Origin of the sequence: Jeotgalicoccus sp. WY2, from assembly GCF_018437745.1 — a bacterium.
In the GTDB taxonomy this organism is placed as follows: Bacteria; Bacillota; Bacilli; order Staphylococcales; family Salinicoccaceae; genus Jeotgalicoccus; species Jeotgalicoccus psychrophilus.
Genome location: NZ_CP049818.1, coordinates 1,399,345 through 1,417,921 on the forward strand (window position 1 = coordinate 1,399,345; position 18,577 = coordinate 1,417,921).

An 18,577-nucleotide genomic window follows, 5' to 3' on the forward strand; every position below is an offset into this window, starting at 1 on the left:
CGATGTTTAAAGTTTTAGATAAAAAATTGATGCTTATCCCATTTATTGTGCTGGCATTCCATATTTCTATACTTAGCATTGCTATTGTACTTAACCATACTGTCTTTGGCATTGTGAGCATTATTGTGAGCATTGTCATTCTGGCATTGGTTTATCTGTACCTCTACCGCTGGCTTGTCCTCAGTGAAAACAGGGTGATTGAACTGTCGAAAAACATGGCAGGTGCCAGGCAGTATGTTATTGATGATCTCCCTCTCGGAGTTTTTATTAAATGACGATGAAGAAATTTCATGGCTGAATAAATTTATGTCACAAGAAATTCCGGAAAACTTTCACCATGAACCGATCAACCGAGTATTCCCGAATATTATGACGACGCTGAAAGCGAATAATATTCAGAAGATGGATACGTCGTACAACCAAAAAAACTACCGGATTCATTTTTATGAAGAGAATAATGCCCTTCTGCTTGTCGATATTACCGACGAGAAAAAGATGGAAAAACAATTAGAAGATAAAGACCCGGTAATCGGAATTCTGTTCCTCGATAACTACGATGATATGACACAGAACATGACTGAAGCGCTGAAGAGTGATTTAAACAACAGTCTGACGAATACGATTAACGACTGGGCAACGGAACACAATATCTACCTGCGACGCTTTTCAAATGATCGTTTTATGATGGTTATGTCAGCGAAAAGTTTAGCTGTTATTGAAAAAACCAAGTTTATACTGCTCGATCACATTCGTGAAAACTCAGCTGAACATGGTGCTCAGATAACTTTAAGCATGGGTATCGGCGAAGGGTCTGCGGACTTTATCGAAGTGGGAGAACTGGCGCAGTCGAGTCTGGATCTTGCTCTCGGCCGCGGGGGTGATCAGGTTGCGATTAAGACGATTAACGGCAGTGCGAGATTCTACGGCGGTAAAACCGACCCGATGGAAAAACGTACGCGCGTTAAAGCACGTGTTATGGCGCACGCACTCCGGGATATTCTTCTTGAAGGTGACAACGTCATTATTATGGGGCATAAAAACCCTGATGTTGACTCGATTGGTTCATCAATCGGTGTTGCTAAAATCGCCAGCTCGAACGGGATTGAAGCGCATATTGTGTTAAACGATGAAGATATAGACGATACGCTGTCTCGCTTAATGAAAGAAGTTGAGTCAAAGGAAGATCTTTACGAGACGTTTATCAGCAGCGAAGAAGCATGGGATAAAATGACGCCGAAGACGACGATTGTTATCGTTGATACACACCGTCCGTCGATGGTGCTGGATGAAGATCTTCTTAATAAGGCAACGCGGAAAGTGGTCATCGATCACCATAGACGTGCGGATGAAATGATCTCAAATCCCCTGCTTGTCTACATGGAGCCTTATGCATCGAGCGCCAGTGAGCTCGTGGCGGAACTGCTGGAATACCAGAACAAACAGAATAAATTGTCCCGCATTGAAGCGACGATTATGCTGACGGGTATTATTGTCGATACTAGAAACTACACGCTCCGCACGGGTTCAAGAACGTTCGACGCAGCGAGTTATTTACGCAGTAACGGCGCCGATCCGGTGCTGGCTCAGACGTTCCTAAAATGATATCGATACGTTTATCGCGCGCAGTGATTTAATTAAATCTGCGGAAATACGCGATACCGGCATTGCGATCGTTAAAGCGGATGAAACGATGACGTACCACCCTGTGACAGTTGCACAGGCAGCGGATCAGCTCTTACAGATCGAAGGTGTTCAGGCATCTTTCGTGATGGCATTAAGAGAAGATGAGACAATAGGAATTTCCGCCCGTTCGCTAGGTAAAGTGAACGTGCAGATCATTATGGAACAGCTGAACGGCGGCGGACATTTAACAAATGCTGCGACGCGCATGGAAGGCAAATCCATCGATGAGGCTTACGCGGAATTAACAGAAGCAATCGATACATTTCTAAATAACAGGAGTGAAGAAGAATGAAAGTAATATTTTTAAAAGACGTTAAGAATAAAGGTAAACAAGGTGAAGTTAAAGAAGTCGCTTCAGGTTATGCTCATAACTTCCTGTTCAAAAAAGGTCTTGCTGAAGAAGCTAATGCTGTAAACTTGAAGAAACTGGACGCTCAAAAAGAAGAAGTCCGTCAGCAGGAAGCTGATGATCTTCAGGCAGCTAAAGATTTAAAAGCTGAACTTGAAGGTAAAGAAGTAGAAATTAAAACTAAAGCCGGTGAAGACGGCCGTCTGTTCGGTTCTGTAAGTTCTAAACAGGTCATTGAAGCATATCAGAAACAGCACGATATCAAACTTGATAAACGCAAACTGAATATGCCAGACACTTTCAAGAGCTTAGGTTATCACAAAGTAACAATTAAATTGCACAACGAAGTGGAAGCAGAGTTAAAAGTACACGTTGTTGAACAGTAATATGAATAACAGGAGGAATCGATAATGGAAATGAATCGCCAAATGCCGCATGATAATGATGCAGAACAATCGGTGCTTGGGGCAATCTTTATCGATTCCTCCATTTTTTTAAATGTCACTGAAATTATAGCTCCGGAAGACTTTTACCGGCCGGAGCATCAGCAGATTTTCCGTGCGATGATGCTCTTATCCGAACAAAATGCCGAGCTAGACGTTGTGACGATTACCGATAAACTGCGGAGTATGGATGAACTGAATAATACGGTGAATCCGCGTTATCTGGGTGAATTATCGAACGTCACACCGACGAGCCGCAACTGGCAGTTTTATGCTGATATTATTGCGCGCCAGTCACTCCGCCGTAAACTGATCAGCGTGGCAGATGAAATTGCGAGCGACGGCTTCCAGAACGAAGTCGATATTAACGAGCTGCTCGCAGAAGCTGAATCGCGTATTATGGGTGTGTCTGAAGGCCGCCGCAGCGATGGTTTCAAATCGATGAAAGAAGTTGTGCACGAAGTTACGAACAAATCGAATCACTCGCAGGAAATAATACGGGCATTACCGGTATTCCGACAGGCTACCGGGATCTCGATTTTATGACTTCGGGTTTCGGACGCAACGACTTAATTATTTTAGCCGCCCGCCCTTCCATGGGTAAAACGGCGTTTGCTTTAAATATTGCAGGGCACGTTGGTACATCTCCGGAGGGGTATACTGTTGCGGTATTCTCACTAGAGATGGGTGCTGACCAGCTCGTCAGCAGAATGATTTCCAGCCAGGGAATGATCGATGCGACAAAACTCCGTCAGGGAGCGCTCGATCATCAGGACTGGGATAACTTTACGACAGCGATTGGTACGCTTGCCAATTCGAAGATTTTTATCGATGACTCGGCAGGTATTCGAGTGAATGAAATCCGTGCGAAATGTCTGCGCTTAAAACAGGAACACGGACTCGACATGGTGATTATCGACTACCTGCAGCTGATTCAGGGTTCAGGCAGCCGCCAGGGTGAAAACCGTCAGCAGGAAGTTTCGGAAATTTCCCGTATGCTGAAAGGACTTGCCCGTGAAATGCAGTGTCCGGTAATCGCATTGAGTCAGCTGTCACGTAGTGTTGAGACACGTCAGGACAAACGTCCAATGATGAGTGACTTGCGTGAATCAGGTTCGATTGAGCAGGATGCCGATATCGTTGCATTCCTGTACCGCGATGACTATTACAACCGCGGTGATGGTGAAGATGAAGAAGAAGGCGCACAGAGTGTCCAGGATGAAATTGAGATTATTTTAGCTAAACACCGTAACGGTCCGACAGGAACTGTAAATTAATCTTCAATAAATCCTACAGCAGCTTTTTTGACCAGGATACACGTGATTTTGACGATAATTATATACCGCCGGCTTAGAAGTCCGAATGTTTTTCAATATTACATTGAAAAACGTTCGGACTTTAATTGATTTTTGTAAGAATTATTGGTAACATTGGTAACGGTAAAATTAATCAATCATTTGGGGGCAATCATATGTCTGGAACAGTAGTTGTTGGAACACAATGGGGAGACGAAGGTAAAGGTAAGATTACAGACTTCCTCTCGGAAGATGCACATGTTATTGCACGATTTTCAGGTGGAAACAACGCGGGTCATACGATTCAATTTGGCGGAGAGACTTATAAACTTCACCTCGTACCATCAGGTATTTTTTACGAAGATAAACTTTCTTTAATCGGGAACGGCGTCGTAGTTGACCCATTATCTCTAATTAAAGAACTCGACGGACTGCTTGAACGCGGCATCGGCGTTGATAACTTACGCATTTCAAACCGTGCCCAGGTTATTCTGCCTTATCACATTACGCAGGATGTACTTGAAGAAAGCACGCGGCGACAATAAAATCGGTACGACTAAACGCGGTATCGGTCCATCGTACGTAGATAAAGTTCAGCGCATCGGTATCCGTATGGCTGACTTAGTAGACGACGAAGTATTCAAACGCCGTTTAGAAGAGAACCTGAAACTGAAAAATCATATGCTTAAAGCATTATACGATCACGAAGGATTCACATTCGATGAAATCTACGCACCGTATAAAGAAGCTGCAGAGCGTTTAGCACCTTACGTATGTGATACTGCCAAACTGCTCGACGACGCTTTCACAGAAGGCAAGAACGTGCTGTTTGAAGGCGCACAGGGTGTTATGCTCGACGTTGACCACGGAACATACCCGTTCGTTACATCAAGCAACCCGGTAGCAGGAAACGTTACTGTCGGCTGCGGTGTCGGTCCATCACACGTTAAAAACGTTGTCGGTGTATGTAAAGCATATACATCACGCGTTGGAGACGGCCCATTCCCTACTGAACTATTTGACGAAGATGGTCATCACATCCGTGAAATCGGCCGTGAATACGGAACGACAACAGGACGTCCGCGCCGTATCGGCTGGTTCGACTCAGTTGTTGTCCGCCACTCAAGACGCGTCAGCGGTATTACAGATCTGTCGCTGAACTCAATCGACGTAATGAGCGGACTTAAAACAGTGAAAATCTGTACTGCTTATGAACTCGACGGTGTTGAAATTACAGAGTACCCTGCAACACTTGAAGACTTACAGCGCGCGAAACCTATTTACAAAGAAATGCCGGGCTGGTCAGAAGACATTACCGGTGTTAAGACATTGGAAGAACTTCCGGAAAACGCATATAACTACCTGCGTGAAATTGAGAGACTATGCGGTGTGAAAGCATCTATATTCTCAGTTGGCCCGGACAGAAACCAGACAAACTTACTAAAAAACTTCTGGAACGAGAAGTAATATTATTGCGGCACCGGACATAATGATGTCCGGTGTTTTTTTTCATGCTTAATCGCGGTTTGCTCCGCAATGAAACGCCGTCATTCCCGAGCAAATCCCGTTGCTCCCACTATTTTTCTGCACATAAGACAAAATAGTCCAAAATAGGTGTTGTATTCAAATTCACAATCATGGTATAATAAATCTTGTGCAATTCGCATAATATTTACCATGGCCCGTTGGTCAAGCGGTTAAGACACCGCCCTTTCACGGCGGTAACACGGGTTCGAGTCCCGTACGGGTCACTTTTCTTTTGATTAAAAAAACTCTATATAAAATGGTCCCGTGGTGTAGCGGTTAACATGCCTCCCTGTCACGGAGGAGATCGCGGGTTCGATTCCCGTCGGGACCGTCTAATAAAGTCTCTAGCATTTATGCTGGCAGACTTTTTTATTTGTCTGAAAAGTGATACATTTAAAGATGGATAAGTTTACGTACTAAATAACGTACACGTGAAATGAGGGATATCTTAATGGCCAAGAAAATAGTTGTTGTTGATGATGAAAAACCAATTGCAGATATACTTGAATTTAATTTGCAAAAAGAAGGATATGAAGTTCACTGCGCTTACGATGGCAATGATGCACTGGAACTGATTTTGGATATAGTACCGGATCTTGTTCTTTTGGATATCATGCTGCCGGGTATCGATGGCATGGAAGTTTGCCGCGAAGTTCGTAAAAAAACGATATGCCGATTATTATGCTTACTGCCAAAGATTCCGAAATAGATAAAGTGCTGGGTCTTGAGCTCGGTGCGGATGATTATGTAACAAAACCTTTCTCTACGCGCGAATTAATCGCACGTGTGAAAGTTAATTTACGACGCAATAATGCTGTCAGTTCTAAAGAAGATGAACCGGAAGATAAAAATATATATATCGGGATATTACTGTTATCCCCGACTCTTATGCGATTAAAAAATTCGGGAAAGATATAGATTTGACACATCGCGAATTTGAGCTGTTTTTATATCTTGCCAAATTTAAGTCTCAGGTAATGACACGCGAGCACTTGCTGGAGACAGTATGGGGTTATGACTACTTCGGAGATGTACGTACGGTGGATGTTACAGTGCGCCGTTTAAGAGAGAAAATCGAAGACGATCCAAGTCATCCGGAATACATCATGACACGCCGCGGCGTCGGGTATTATATTAAAGGTGATGACTAAATGAAGCAGTTTTTAAAAAACCTGCAATCGCTTCAGTTTAAATTAGTAATGATATACATGCTGCTGATTATTATTGGAATGCAGATTATCGGACTGTATTTTACAAACAGTCTGGAGCGGGATTTGACGGGAAACTTTAAAAATAATATCGATTCCCAGGTCACTCTGATTGATACGCGTATTAAAGAGATTTTTCAGGAAAACGGAGATGACCGTGATCAGATGCGGGCGGATATTCAAAGTCTGCTGACTGATTACGGCAATCGTCCTGAAATTGAAGAAATCCGCTATATAAATGCGGATAATATTCTTGTTGGAACGAGCAGAATTTCCAACGAGTCTCTCGTCGGTTCCCGTATTAATGAACCGATGTCACAGGATGCTCTCCAGTCAGGCATTGCAAATGATGAAATTTTCGTCAACGTCGATAAAGACAATCAGCGTGTATGGATTTTAAACCAGCCGGTCGTAGTCAATGATGAAGTCGCCGGTGTTATTTACGTTGAGTCGAATGTTGAGAGTATATACATGCAGCTTGAAGCGATTAACAATACATTTATTATCGCGACACTGTTTTCATTAGTCATTACGAGTATTCTCGGTATCTTTGTCGCGCGTACAATTACAAAACCGATTACAGATATGAGAAACCAGGCACTCCTGATGTCGGAAGGCGACTATACATCACGCGTACAGATATACAGCGATGATGAGATTGGTCAGCTTGCCGGCAGCTTTAACGTTCTCTCAAAAAGAGTACAGGAAGCCCAGGCGAACACTGAGAGTGAGAAAAAACGTCTCGACTCTGTGATTACCCATATGTCGGACGGTATTATCGCCACCGACAGAAAAGGCCGTATTCGCATCGTTAATGAGATGGCAGTCGGTATGCTGAACTTAGGTGTACAGTCGGATGAACTGCATGGCAAAAATATGCTGGAACTGCTGCGTCTCGGCGAAGAACTGAATCTTGAAGACATTATTCAGGAAGCTAACGACAGTCATTTAATATTTATCGATTCGGCAGATGACTCGGCAACGCTCCGCGTCAACTTCTCGACAATCGTTACAGATACCGGATTTATCAACGGTTATATCGCTGTACTGCATGACGTTACAGAACAGGAACGTATCGATGCAGAGCGTCGTGAATTCGTTGCGAACGTATCGCATGAGCTCAGAACACCGCTGACTTCTATGCGAAGTTATATAGAAGCATTACAGGAAGGTGCATGGCAGGACGAAGAAATTGCGCCGAAATTCTTGAGTGTAACACGCGCCGAGACCGACCGTATGGGCCGTCTCGTTGAAGATCTGCTGCAATTATCCCGTATGGATAATGATGCAGAAGAAATCCAGAAAGAAGTAGTGGATTTCAAGCTCTTCATTAACCGTGTTATCGACCGTTTTGAAATGACACATAAAGAAGATGTTGTTTTTACACGTCATATTCCGGACGCTCCCCTGTTTACTGATATTTCGGTAGATAAAATGGGTCAGGTGCTGGATAACGTGCTCTCCAATGCGATTAAATATCAGCACGGGGAACCGAAACGCGTGGATATTCATTTGAAACAGAACACTTTGTATAACCGTATGACAATACGTATAAAAGATTATGGTCTCGGCATACCAAATAACAAAGTTGACCGTATTTTTGACCGTTTTTACCGCGTAGATAAAGGCCGTGCACGTAAAATGGGCGGTACAGGACTGGGACTTGCAATTTCAAAAGAAATTATCGAAGCGCATAACGGTAAAATCTGGGCAAACAGCGTAGAAAATGAAGGGACAACAATCTTTATCAACTTGCCTTGTGAAGTGATAGAGGAGGATGAGTGGGATGTATAGAGAGTGGATTAAGTCCATCCTGTTAATCGTTATTGTCGCTTCGAGTGCGGTGCTGACTTATCTCGTCTGGAGCTATGAACCGGAATTTTCCCAGATTGATACGACAATCGAAGGAACGACTAATATCGGGCAGGGCGAACGCGTATCATTTGAACAAGTTATGAGTACGTATCAGCTGGTGTGGATACAGGGAGAGAACAACACGCGGGGTACGACGGATCCGAGAGCATTAATCGGTGTCCGTGAACATCTCGAAGGTTCCAATATTAAGAGTATGAACGTCTACAACAGCTTGAACCGCCTCGATGTTAGAGGAGAAGAAAGTAATGATGAAGAGTTTCTTCTTATCGATTACTATTCCGATGTACCTTCAAAATCTTTATTCCAGATGCTTGGGTTGTCGCATGATTCGACACTCCCCGACTTTACCTTCGACCGGATTGTAGTTGATATGAAAGAAGGAAATGTTGTCTTCAACTTAGTGGATGAAAGCCGTTCGAGAGTTGCAGTCGTCGAAACTGACATTGCTGCCGACTTCTTAAAAGGTCATGTTGAATCTTACAGTGATATTTTTGAATCCTACACCCCGATTATTACTAATCAGCAGACAGCGAATAATAAGACGGCAATTTACGGACCGTCATCACCGGGGACGATTAATACGGAACGTTTTATGATTACACAGATTAATACCGACGTTATGAACCGTATATTATTTTAGATTCACCGGAAGAAAGTCCATCCTCAGGTGATGTGTCGATTTATGAAGATGAAAATCATATTTCGACGTACAACACTGATACGTATGAGTACAGTTATACAAATTTAAATGAATCCTCATCCTCAAGCGGCAATAACCATCAGACGATTCAGGATATTTACTATTTCCTGAACTCGCATAACGGATTGTCACAGAATAATGTGCTCTTTGATTATGAATCAGGTGAAAATGCAGCAACGTTCCGCTCTACTTTAAACGGGCGTGTCGTGTTCAGTGAAAGATTAAGTACAGCGATTACTGTGAAGTACGGAGCAAATTCAGTATACGAATATTCCCGTCCGCTGATACGGACCAACGCGAAAGTATCAGATGAAGAAGAAGTTGAACTTTTAGATATTGAAAATGTCCGTTATCAGATTGCACTGCACGATAAATTTGATTTGCAGAAAGTATCTAAAATCGTACTCGGCTATGATATGACATATGATGATGAAGAAACGGATCTGGAGTTTATCGATTATACACCGCAATGGTACGTTAAGTACGACGGTGCGTGGATGAAATTCAATGAAGGAGGGCTGTCCTGATGGATTGGAAATTAACGAAATCCCTTTTTATAGCTGCCTTCCTGCTGATGAATTTAGTCCTTATTTATATTTTGTATAATGAATCAAATGATGAAGTCAGAGAGCTCGCAGACACGACGAATGTGCTGTCTGAGACAAATATTGATACGAGTGCACTCGACGGATTTGAAAACGTCGAGATGAAAATTATACTCGGCGATCCGGCAGAGCTGGAGCATGAAGATGATATGTCGGAGAAAGATACGGCGCTGACTCTGCCTCTTGATGAGTCGGTGACATTCGCACCGGAAGGCTTAAAGACATACAAAGACAATTCAATTTACAGAGGCGAAGAATACCATTATGATAAAGTAATGAGCGAACCGGACACGATAGCATTTAACCAGTATTATGAAGGATATCCGATATTCAGCCACGAAGCAGCACGCCTGTACTTCAGTGAAGAATCAGCAAGCATGACTCAGGGCTACGTGGAAAATATCGAGGAAAGCGACTATTCTGTCGAACAGAACGTGCGTCATCCTAAAGTAATTGTGGAAGAACTTTATCTGCAGGAAAATATTACTGATAATGCAGTCATAGAAAGTGCAACGCTCGGCTACTATATCATACTGGAAGAAGACAATCAGGTTATGATGCGTCCGAAATGGCAATTTGAAATTACTGATGAGGATATTGAACGTATAATTTACGTCGATGCACTGAGTCAGACAGAAGATATTATTGAAAGAGAGTGAACGGAATGAAGATGAGCGTATTAGCAAGCGGCTCAACAGGCAACAGTACATTCATTGAAACAGAAAAAGGAAGTGTACTTGTAGACGTCGGGCTGTCATGTAAGAAAACTGATGAAACGCTCAATCAAATAGGTAAATCACTCCAGGACATAAATGCGATTTTCATTACACATGAACATATAGACCATATTAAAGGCTTAAAAGTGATTGCAAAGAAATACGATATACCTATTTATGCCAATGCGAAGACTTGGGATGCTATTGAGCGTAAAGATATCAATATTAAAACAGCACAGAAATTTCACTTCAACCCGCTTGAAGAAAAAGAAATAGCAGGCTTGAATGTCCAGTCATTTAACGTGTCGCATGATGCGATTGATCCGCAATTTTACACGTTCTCACAGAACAATAAGAAAATATCACTGATTACAGACACAGGCTATGTTTCTGACACAATGAAAGGCATAATTAAAGAAAGTGATGTCTTCCTGTTTGAATCAAATCACGATGTGGACATGCTCCGCATGGGCAGATATCCGTGGAATACTAAGCAGCGAATACTGTCAGACGTCGGTCACGTGTCAAATGAAGATGCTGCACACGCGATGAAGGACGTTATAACAAGCAATACAAAACGAATCTATTTAGGACACTTAAGTCTCGATAATAACATTAAAGAACTGGCACGTATGAGTGTTGAACAGATACTGAATCAGTACGACATAGATACGCACAACGATATAATGATATGCGATACAGATAAGGCAGTGCCGACAGAAATTTATCAGCTTTAATAAGAAGACCAAATTGTGAGAAAAACTGCGCAATTTGGTCTATTTTTGTCCCTTTTAACAAGTTATCCACAGGTTTGGTGATAAGTTGTGTATAACTGGGATAAAAACGTGGATAAGTGTGTGGAATGTGGGAAAATACATAAAATATGCATGAATCAGTCTAAAAAAAGAGCGGAATCACGCAGTTTAAGGTGGGAAAGTTATCAACAGCCTGTGGATAACACGTGTATAACTAATAAAATTGCAGTAAATATACGAATTTGTCCACAGTTCTGTATAATTGAGGAAAAGACGTTAAAAGTGAAGGTGAAACAGATGAAACTGACAATGATTACAGTAGGAAAATTAAAAGAAAAATACTGGCTTGATGCAGTAAAAGAGTATCAGAAAAGAATTAGTAAATATGCAAAAATCGAGCTGATAGAAGTAGCCGATGAGAAAGAACCGAATAATGCGGGTCCGAAAGATCTGGAGCAGATTAAAGATAAAGAAGCAGAGAAGATATTAGCAAAAATAAAAGACACGCAGCATGTCGTAACGCTGGAAATAAACGGCAAGCAGTATACAAGTGAAAAACTGGCACAGGAATATCAGCGCTGGATGAATATTGGGAAAAGCGATGTTGTATTTGTGATCGGCGGCAGCAACGGCATCGGTGATGCAGTGAAAAAACGCAGCAACCAGGAAATCAGCTTTGGCACTCTCACCTACCCGCACCAGATGATGAAAGTGATGATGCTGGAGCAGCTGTTCAGAGTGAATAAGATATTGAGAAATGAAAATTATCATAAATAGATAAAATATAACTATTTAATAATATTATCATGATATATATAAGGTTTGAGCTCGGTATTCTACCGAACTCAAACCTTAGAAGTCATCTAAAATTATTTTTTTAAATTCATGGTGTCAGCTTATAGATGGGCTTATCATTTATAAATTAAACATGTGATTCTGTTAGTTCTAAAAATTCTTCAATATCTTTATGCACTGAATCCAGTGCTTCTTGCCAGAAGTCTGGTTTTCTCAGGTCAACATTTAAGTGCTTTTCAGCAAGGTCTTCTGTAGTCATGCTCGCAGTATCGCGAAGAAGTGCAATATAGTCATCTTCAAGTAACGTTTCGTCTTCTAAGAAACGGTTGTATATACCTAAGCTGAAAAAGTATCCAAATGTATAGGGGAAGTTATAGAATGGTACACCTGTAATATGAAAATGTAACTTTGTTGCCCAGAACATTGGATGGTATGAACGAAGTGCATCTTGATAGGCTTCTTTTTGTGCTTCTTCCATCAGTTCTTGCAGTCTGTTGCTGTCTACAGTTCCCTGTTGGCGTTCATTATATAAATTGCGTTCAAAGATATAGCGTGCATGGATATTCATCATAAAAGTCGCACTTCTAGCAATTTTTTCATCTAGTAAGTTGATTTTTTCTGCATTGGATCTTGCATTTTCAATCGTTGCGTTTGAAACGACAAGTTCTGCAAATGTAGAAGCTGTTTCTGCAACGTTCATTGCGTAACGTTGGTTAAATAGTGGTAAATCACGCAGGACATAACTATGGAATGCGTGTCCGAGTTCATGTGCGAGTGTTGACACGTTGCTTGTGCTACCGGCAAACGTCATAAAAATACGTGACTGTTTAGATTCAGGAAGATTTGAACAGTATCCACCTGGACGTTTTCCTGGACGATCTTCCGCTTCAATCCACTGCTCTTCAAAAGCTCGATGTGCCATCTCTGCCATTTTTGGACTGAATGATTTAAAGTTATCGATAATAAACGTTGCTGCTTCATTGTAAGTATACCGCTTGTTAGTGTAATCACCTACGTCAACACTTGCTGTAACATCGAGCCATCCTAATTGATCAACACCAATTAGTTGCGCCTTTCGTTCAAAGTACTTTTTGAAAGGTGCTTTATTTTTTGTAATAGTATCCCACATCGTATCAAGTGTTTCTTCTTCCATACGGTTGTAGTCTAGTGGTACTTTCATATAATCTTTATAGTCGTGAAGTTCATAGTCGTTTAAACGGAATCCTGATAAATGATTTAGCGTTGTAGAGAATAAATCAGCTTTTTTCTTCCATGTTTCTTCCCAAGTTTTTAAAAGTTTTTCACGATGTTTTGGATTTTCTTCTGACTCCATCTTGTTTTCAAATTGACCGGCTGAATAATAAACGGTTTCATTATCTTCAGTTACTGGAATTTGAATAGAAGCGACGAGTTGATTGTACATATTATTCCAGCCCTGTAAGCCGTCTAGTGACAAATGATTGATGATTGTTTCTTCTTGAGTTGATAGTAAATCTTTTTCTTTTTGTCGTATTTCTTCTAACGGGAAATGCATCGGTTTAAAGAAATCTTCCTCTAACAGCTTGCTAAATTGAACTTCAGTCAGTGCACTGATTTTTATTTAAAATAATATTCTGTGATGAGAGGTCTTTACGTAAGTTCGCAATCGCATTTAAATTCTGCATTGCTTTTTGATCGGTAACATCTGCAGATACTAAACCATTCGCAAAACTCCCCATCTCACCAAGCGCGTTTGAAATTTTTCATAGTGTTGTAAGATTCCTTTCAGTGACGTAAAATCATTTGAATGTTCGTCCAGCTCCCAATTATCGAGTTCGTGAGAAAAAGCTGTAATACTATCTCTTACTTCTGATAATCGTTTTTGGAAAGCTTCAGAGCCACTTCCACCAGGAAATATACTCTCCATATCCCATTTTTCTTTGTAGTTCATCAATTACCTTCCTCTCTAAATTAAAACTGTATTTATTTTTATCATACAGGAAATGAATGTAGAGAAACATTAATCACGCTGATATACATAATAGTCCGAGCATGCACCTATGCTAACGATAAAAATAAGAGCAATATTTGTAGAATTTAAACTAATGAGAAAAAGCGATTTTAATTAACACAGCAAGAGTTAGGATTGTAGATGAGATGACTCTTGTTGAAGTGCTTAGAAAGAGGAAAATTAAAAGTTCTGCGATTGATGTCCATGAAGAGTCAAAGATGAATCGTAATTTAATTGGCATGGAGAATGTAGTCTTAACGCTATATATTGGAAAATGTTTTACGTCTATAGTCGAATATAATATAGACAAACTTACTTTATATAAATTCAACCTGTATAATTTGTTCATTCACTAGTTTGGAGGATAACTAGAAGTGTATCATAAGTGATTCAGGAACTAGATTTGATTATGACAAGAAAACTTGTTATAAACTCACCGCCCTAAATTGTTAGAACGGTGAGTTAAGTATCAAGATACAATGAAATTTCTCGAATTATAAGTCTTTAAATTTCATCTTATCACTTTCTCTATTTTTATTTATCAAATCCTCTATATATAATCCCATAAGTACTACAACTTGAAATAGGATTAAACTAGCACCAAAGTGAGTGACACTAAATGGTATAGATAGAGCTGTAGAAGCTATCAAAATAATGCTTGGTAAATCCATTTATTCATCTGTTTGTTTTTAACAAAATAAACTTCTAAAAGGCCGAAAGCTATACCTATTAACAAATATACTATATAATTATTCACTTTCTGAACCCTGATTTCTTTTTTGACATTGGAATGAATAATTAAATTTTCTCTGTCTGCCGCAAAATGATTTATATAAGCGAAAACCTGAGTCTCAGCTGTTAATGTTTTTTTGTGAGTTTTGACTTCATCCTCTTTTACCGGGTTATCAATAAGCAATTCAGCCTTTATAACCTTCGCTCTTGGGGCTCGGGGACATACGTTCTCAAAAGTTATTATTTTTTCTGGAGATATTTATGTCCCAGCCACAATATAAAAACACAACGTAAAATTGAGGTGCACCTAGGAATCATACAGCTTAATATTTATCGAGTTCCAGCATTTCTCTAAACGTTTCACCGTTATAATCTCTTCTAAAAATGCCGCGTTTTTGCATTTCCGGAATGACTAAGTCGACAAAGTCTTCAAGACTTCCTGGGAGTGTTGGAGGCATCAAGTTAAATCCATCTGCGACCTTCATTCATCCATCTTTCTAATTCGTCGACAATTTCTTCAGGTGTGCCAATGAGGGTTAAATGTCCACCTCCAGCGTTAAGATAACCGAGTAATTCTCTGACTGTAGGATTTCTGTCTTCTATAATTTCTAAAACAGTTTGATAACGTCCAACAGGTCCTTTGAATTCTTCGACGGTGGGTGGCAATTTTGGTACTTTTTCGTCGAGTTTCCATGATTTTGTATCTTGCTGAATAAAGAATTCGAGCTGATTAAGTGCAGTATCAATTGGAAGTAGATTGTCTAATTTTGCTTTCTTTTCTTGCGCTTCTTCTCTTGTTTTACCCACGTAAGTCACTAGTCCTGGAAATACTTTGATATAGTTGTTTGGACGACGGCTTTCTTTTATGGCTTGATTTAATTTTTCACGATAAATATTTGCTTGTCTTAAGTTCCAAGAAACTGAATAGACGGCATCAGCATATTTCGCAGCAAGTGCAACACCTTCTTTTGAAGCCCCAGCTTGCATAGCAACTGGTTTACCCTCTTTTCTTAAAGGTAAAGTTAGCGGCCCTTTAACTTGGAAGTTTTCACCATTGTGATTGAATGGCTGAATATTTTTATTTTTAGTAATTGTGTTATTTTCTTTCTCTGGATTGTAGCTTTCAATTGACCACGATTCAAATAATTTATTCATGACTTCAGCAAATTCATCCGCTTTCTTATAACGAACGGCTCGCTCAGGTAATTTAGATATACTGTGGTTTTGTGCTTCGCGGTCGGTCATTGATGTCACTAGATTCCATCCCATGCGTCCTTTTGTTATGTGTTGCAGTGTGAGTAACTGTCTTGCTGTGGTAAATGGGTTATTAAATGTACCTGAAATAGTTGAAACAAGTCCAACGTTATCTGTGACCTTACTCATAGCAGTTAATGCAACAACTGGGTCAAAATAACTCGCTGGTAATTCTGTTGCACTATCTGCGGGGAAGGCTTGTGAATCTGCGAAAAATACGGCATCAAATTTTCCGCGTTCTGCAATTTTTGCCAGATTTTCATAATATTCAATTGTCGTGAATTCATTGATACTCGAATCATCTTCTAACCATGCTGCCTGATGATGACCCACACCATACATTAAAATCCCTATATTTAACTGTTTAGAATTATTCATAATATATACCGCCTAGTTCATAGTAAGTCCGCCGTCTACCGTGATGTTTTGCCCTGTAATCCCATCTGCTGCCTCAGAACAAAGATAAACAACCATATTAGCAACGTCTTGTGGTGTTGTTACTTTTCTCAATGGTGTGGACTGTGCGATTAAATCAAATACTTCTGGTGTTGTGACTGCACTTGCGTCTGTTGTTTTCAGTAAACCGCCAGAAACAACATTTGCACGGATACCATACTGTCCAAGTTCTGCTGCAACGTTTCTGGTGAACCCAATTAAAGCAGCTTTTGCAGTGGTGTACTCGTGATATGGTACTACAGGATTTTGATATAGATTCGTTCCAATACTAATAATTGCACCGTCTTTACGTTCTAAAAACTGTGGTATTACACTTTGTGATACGTTGAATGCAGCTTTTAGTGTCCCGTCTAACTGTTGCTCGTAATCTTTATAAGTCAAATCTTTAAATGCTTTTTGAGCGGTTGGATCAAATTTAAAGTTAACGAGTGCATTGTTTACAACAACATCAATCTGGCCGAAATGTTCAGTTCCTTTTTTTACTAATTGTTCAACTGCTTCACGGTCTGTAATGTCCGCTTGAATCGCAATCGCTTGTGCGCCAATTTCTTTTTGTAACTTCTCTGCTTCTTCCTTACTTTTGTTGTAGTTAATTATGACATTAAAGCCTTTTTCACTCAGTGCTTTTACGATATAGCTACCAAGTCCTCTTCCGCTTCCCGTTACTAAAACTGTTCTTGTCAAATAAATCACTCCTATAATTTTTTAAAATAAAAAAATACGCAACCTTCATAGGAAAGTTACGTATCGAGAGTAAATTATATGTCCACAAAGACATAGATATACAACTGTATCGATGTAACACTTTCCTACGCTAGTTTTAACTAGATCAGGTTCAAAGGGTCTGAGGTTTCCCTCATCTCAGTTTATATAAACACCCCTAGTGCGAATCTTCTATTTAACATCATTGTAGTACTTTACAAAGATACGTCAAGTAAACCACAAATTATTTGAATTGGAACAAACGCAATTCAAATTCAATTCTGTAACTGTACTGCTTTCTAGTTTTTATATGATTGAGTGAATGTTAAAAGGTAGTTATCAGCATAATTAAAATCTAATTTTATTTGCAATATTTAACTTTTTAGAGTAACTTGAGGTTATTGATTGGAAAATTAAATAGTTAAGACCACTGGAAGTGTCTTTGAAAAAGGCTGAGATTAAAGTGTAGACTTTGGGATTCCGGGAACCTGATACAGTTCATACTGGCGTAGGAAAGTGGCGAAAGTAATATATGTTGATACATACTTGCGCTGTTTTTCTATATAGAAAAGCAGCGCTTTTTTTTATGTTAAGGGGTGACATAATGCTTATTGCAATTACACATTTTAAGATATTAATTTCCAAGGATATTATTCATTTCAATACGATTTCATCCTGTATCGATTATCTTTTACTTCGTACACCCATGTCCGACAACGAGTTATCATCGTTCCTTTGTCAGCTTATTCATTCAGGTTTTCCCAAAGAAAAAATCATCATTCATACTTCGACTAAATTGCTGGAATCTTTTCGTTTAACTGCCATCCACTTTAGAGAAAACGATCCAACTGCATTAACGTATAAAAAAGAACATCCGGATATTTCAGTCAGCATGTCTGCTCATTTACCTGAATCTGTCAAGAAAGCACAGGACAATCATCTCGACTTTGTATTATACGGCCATATATTTGAATCGAGTTCAAAGAAATCTTTGCCGCCGCGTACACATCAAGAAGTACGTGATGCACTGTCTTATGATATTCCTGTCGTTGCACTTGGAGGTATCAATTCAACAACTATCAATCAATTACCGGCAGGTTTCAGTGGTATCTCGGCAATTTCTGCACTTATGGATGCATCACCCAATCAAATCACCAGATTAAAAGAAGAATGGCAAATATTAAATTTTATGTAAGCAAATGCTACATTGCTTAGACATTATAATGTGGTTAATACATTTCCCAGCTGTCGCAGTACTTAAAAATCTATCATTTGAAAGGATGAAACAATATGCAGTGCACCGTTAACGGAGAACTCCATTATTTTGAAAAGGATATTACCATAGCTACCCTGCTGGACCACCTGGATGTAGATGATAATCGTATTGTAGTGGAACACAATGGGGAATTGATTAAAAAAAGTGTATTTAAACAACAAGCAGTGAAAAATAATGATCGACTTGAATTATTAGAATTTGTAGGAGGCGGATAAT

General features: G+C 40.0%; 14 protein-coding genes, 2 tRNA genes, 5 pseudogenes and 2 riboswitches. Of the genes and pseudogenes, 16 read left to right on the top strand and 5 right to left on the bottom strand.

The window, feature by feature from the left end:
• The first annotated feature begins 2 nt into the window (after positions 1-2).
• The 13 genes and pseudogenes from G4D76_RS08165 to rlmH all read left to right on the top strand — a co-directional run bounded on the left by G4D76_RS08165 (position 3) and on the right by rlmH (position 11,933).
• Positions 3-1,975, top strand: a pseudogene (locus tag G4D76_RS08165) (DHH family phosphoesterase).
• Positions 1,972-2,418: a 50S ribosomal protein L9 gene (rplI, locus tag G4D76_RS08170; protein WP_026859393.1), complete on the top strand. Its 447-nt coding sequence runs from the start codon at positions 1,972-1,974 to the stop codon at positions 2,416-2,418. The pseudogene G4D76_RS08165 and the gene rplI overlap by 4 nt, the downstream one beginning before the upstream one ends.
• 24 nt (positions 2,419-2,442) lie before the next feature.
• Positions 2,443-3,829, top strand: a pseudogene (gene dnaB / locus G4D76_RS08175) (replicative DNA helicase).
• A gap of 117 nt (positions 3,830-3,946) precedes the next feature.
• Positions 3,947-5,237: pseudogene (locus G4D76_RS08180) on the top strand (adenylosuccinate synthase).
• Positions 5,238-5,449: 212 nt separating this feature from the next.
• A tRNA-Glu gene (locus G4D76_RS08185) sits at positions 5,450-5,521 on the top strand.
• Positions 5,522-5,555: 34 nt separating this feature from the next.
• Positions 5,556-5,628: transfer RNA gene (locus tag G4D76_RS08190), tRNA-Asp, on the top strand.
• 120 nt (positions 5,629-5,748) lie between these two features.
• Positions 5,749-6,448: pseudogene (yycF, locus tag G4D76_RS08195) on the top strand (response regulator YycF).
• Entirely contained in the window at positions 6,449-8,299 is a 1,851-nt protein-coding gene (walK, locus tag G4D76_RS08200) for a cell wall metabolism sensor histidine kinase WalK (protein ID WP_026859562.1), read from the top strand. It begins immediately after the preceding pseudogene.
• Positions 8,292-9,020 carry a two-component system activity regulator YycH gene (gene yycH / locus G4D76_RS15960; RefSeq protein ID WP_256440441.1) on the top strand — a complete coding sequence of 243 codons (729 nt, stop codon included), beginning with the start codon at positions 8,292-8,294 and terminating at the stop codon, positions 9,018-9,020. The genes walK and yycH (G4D76_RS15960) overlap by 8 nt, the downstream gene beginning before the upstream one ends.
• A 32-nt stretch (positions 9,021-9,052) precedes the next feature.
• A complete protein-coding gene (gene yycH / locus G4D76_RS15965; RefSeq protein WP_256440442.1) occupies positions 9,053-9,607 on the top strand; it encodes a two-component system activity regulator YycH in 555 nt (184 codons plus the stop codon).
• Positions 9,607-10,344 carry a two-component system regulatory protein YycI gene (gene yycI / locus G4D76_RS08210; RefSeq protein ID WP_026859560.1) on the top strand — a complete coding sequence of 246 codons (738 nt, stop codon included), beginning with the start codon at positions 9,607-9,609 and terminating at the stop codon, positions 10,342-10,344. The genes yycH (G4D76_RS15965) and yycI overlap by 1 nt, the downstream gene beginning before the upstream one ends.
• A gap of 5 nt (positions 10,345-10,349) precedes the next feature.
• Positions 10,350-11,138, top strand: coding sequence for an MBL fold metallo-hydrolase (locus G4D76_RS08215; protein ID WP_250129852.1), 789 nt, complete (start codon positions 10,350-10,352; stop codon positions 11,136-11,138).
• A 315-nt stretch (positions 11,139-11,453) separates the two neighbouring features.
• Entirely contained in the window at positions 11,454-11,933 is a 480-nt protein-coding gene (rlmH, locus tag G4D76_RS08220; protein WP_213809626.1) for a 23S rRNA (pseudouridine(1915)-N(3))-methyltransferase RlmH, read from the top strand.
• Between the two features lie 145 nt (positions 11,934-12,078).
• Here rlmH and G4D76_RS08225 read toward each other — a convergent pair whose 3' ends face one another.
• Positions 12,079-13,551 (bottom strand): M3 family oligoendopeptidase, encoded by a 1,473-nt coding sequence (locus G4D76_RS08225; protein ID WP_371814671.1) that lies wholly within the window; start codon positions 13,549-13,551, stop codon positions 12,079-12,081.
• 93 nt (positions 13,552-13,644) lie between these two features.
• Positions 13,645-13,881 (bottom strand): hypothetical protein, encoded by a 237-nt coding sequence (locus tag G4D76_RS14970; RefSeq protein WP_250129854.1) that lies wholly within the window; start codon positions 13,879-13,881, stop codon positions 13,645-13,647.
• A gap of 173 nt (positions 13,882-14,054) precedes the next feature.
• Between G4D76_RS14970 and G4D76_RS16845 the strand changes: the two genes are divergently transcribed.
• Positions 14,055-14,297 (top strand): NAD(P)-dependent oxidoreductase, encoded by a 243-nt coding sequence (locus tag G4D76_RS16845; protein ID WP_371814672.1) that lies wholly within the window; start codon positions 14,055-14,057, stop codon positions 14,295-14,297.
• Between the two features lie 290 nt (positions 14,298-14,587).
• On the opposite strand, the gene G4D76_RS08235 is transcribed toward G4D76_RS16845, so the two are convergent.
• The 3 genes and pseudogenes from G4D76_RS08235 to G4D76_RS08245 all read right to left on the bottom strand — a co-directional run bounded on the left by G4D76_RS08235 (position 14,588) and on the right by G4D76_RS08245 (position 17,067).
• Positions 14,588-14,857 carry a hypothetical protein gene (locus G4D76_RS08235; RefSeq protein WP_213809627.1) on the bottom strand — a complete coding sequence of 90 codons (270 nt, stop codon included), beginning with the start codon at positions 14,855-14,857 and terminating at the stop codon, positions 14,588-14,590.
• Between the two features lie 139 nt (positions 14,858-14,996).
• Positions 14,997-16,305 (bottom strand): annotated as a pseudogene (locus G4D76_RS08240) (NtaA/DmoA family FMN-dependent monooxygenase).
• Positions 16,306-16,317: 12 nt separating this feature from the next.
• Positions 16,318-17,067 (bottom strand): 3-oxoacyl-ACP reductase, encoded by a 750-nt coding sequence (locus G4D76_RS08245; RefSeq protein ID WP_026859295.1) that lies wholly within the window; start codon positions 17,065-17,067, stop codon positions 16,318-16,320.
• Positions 17,068-17,172: 105 nt separating this feature from the next.
• A riboswitch (TPP riboswitch) is annotated at positions 17,173-17,275 on the bottom strand.
• A 232-nt stretch (positions 17,276-17,507) separates the two neighbouring features.
• A riboswitch (TPP riboswitch) is annotated at positions 17,508-17,617 on the top strand.
• Positions 17,618-17,689: 72 nt separating this feature from the next.
• On the opposite strand from G4D76_RS08245, the gene G4D76_RS08250 reads away from it, so the two are divergent.
• Entirely contained in the window at positions 17,690-18,280 is a 591-nt protein-coding gene (locus tag G4D76_RS08250; RefSeq protein WP_026859296.1) for a thiamine phosphate synthase, read from the top strand.
• Positions 18,281-18,375: 95 nt separating this feature from the next.
• Complete coding sequence (gene thiS / locus G4D76_RS08255) at positions 18,376-18,576, top strand: sulfur carrier protein ThiS (protein ID WP_026859297.1); 201 nt, start codon at positions 18,376-18,378, stop codon at positions 18,574-18,576.
• The last annotated feature ends 1 nt before the right edge of the window (position 18,577 follow it).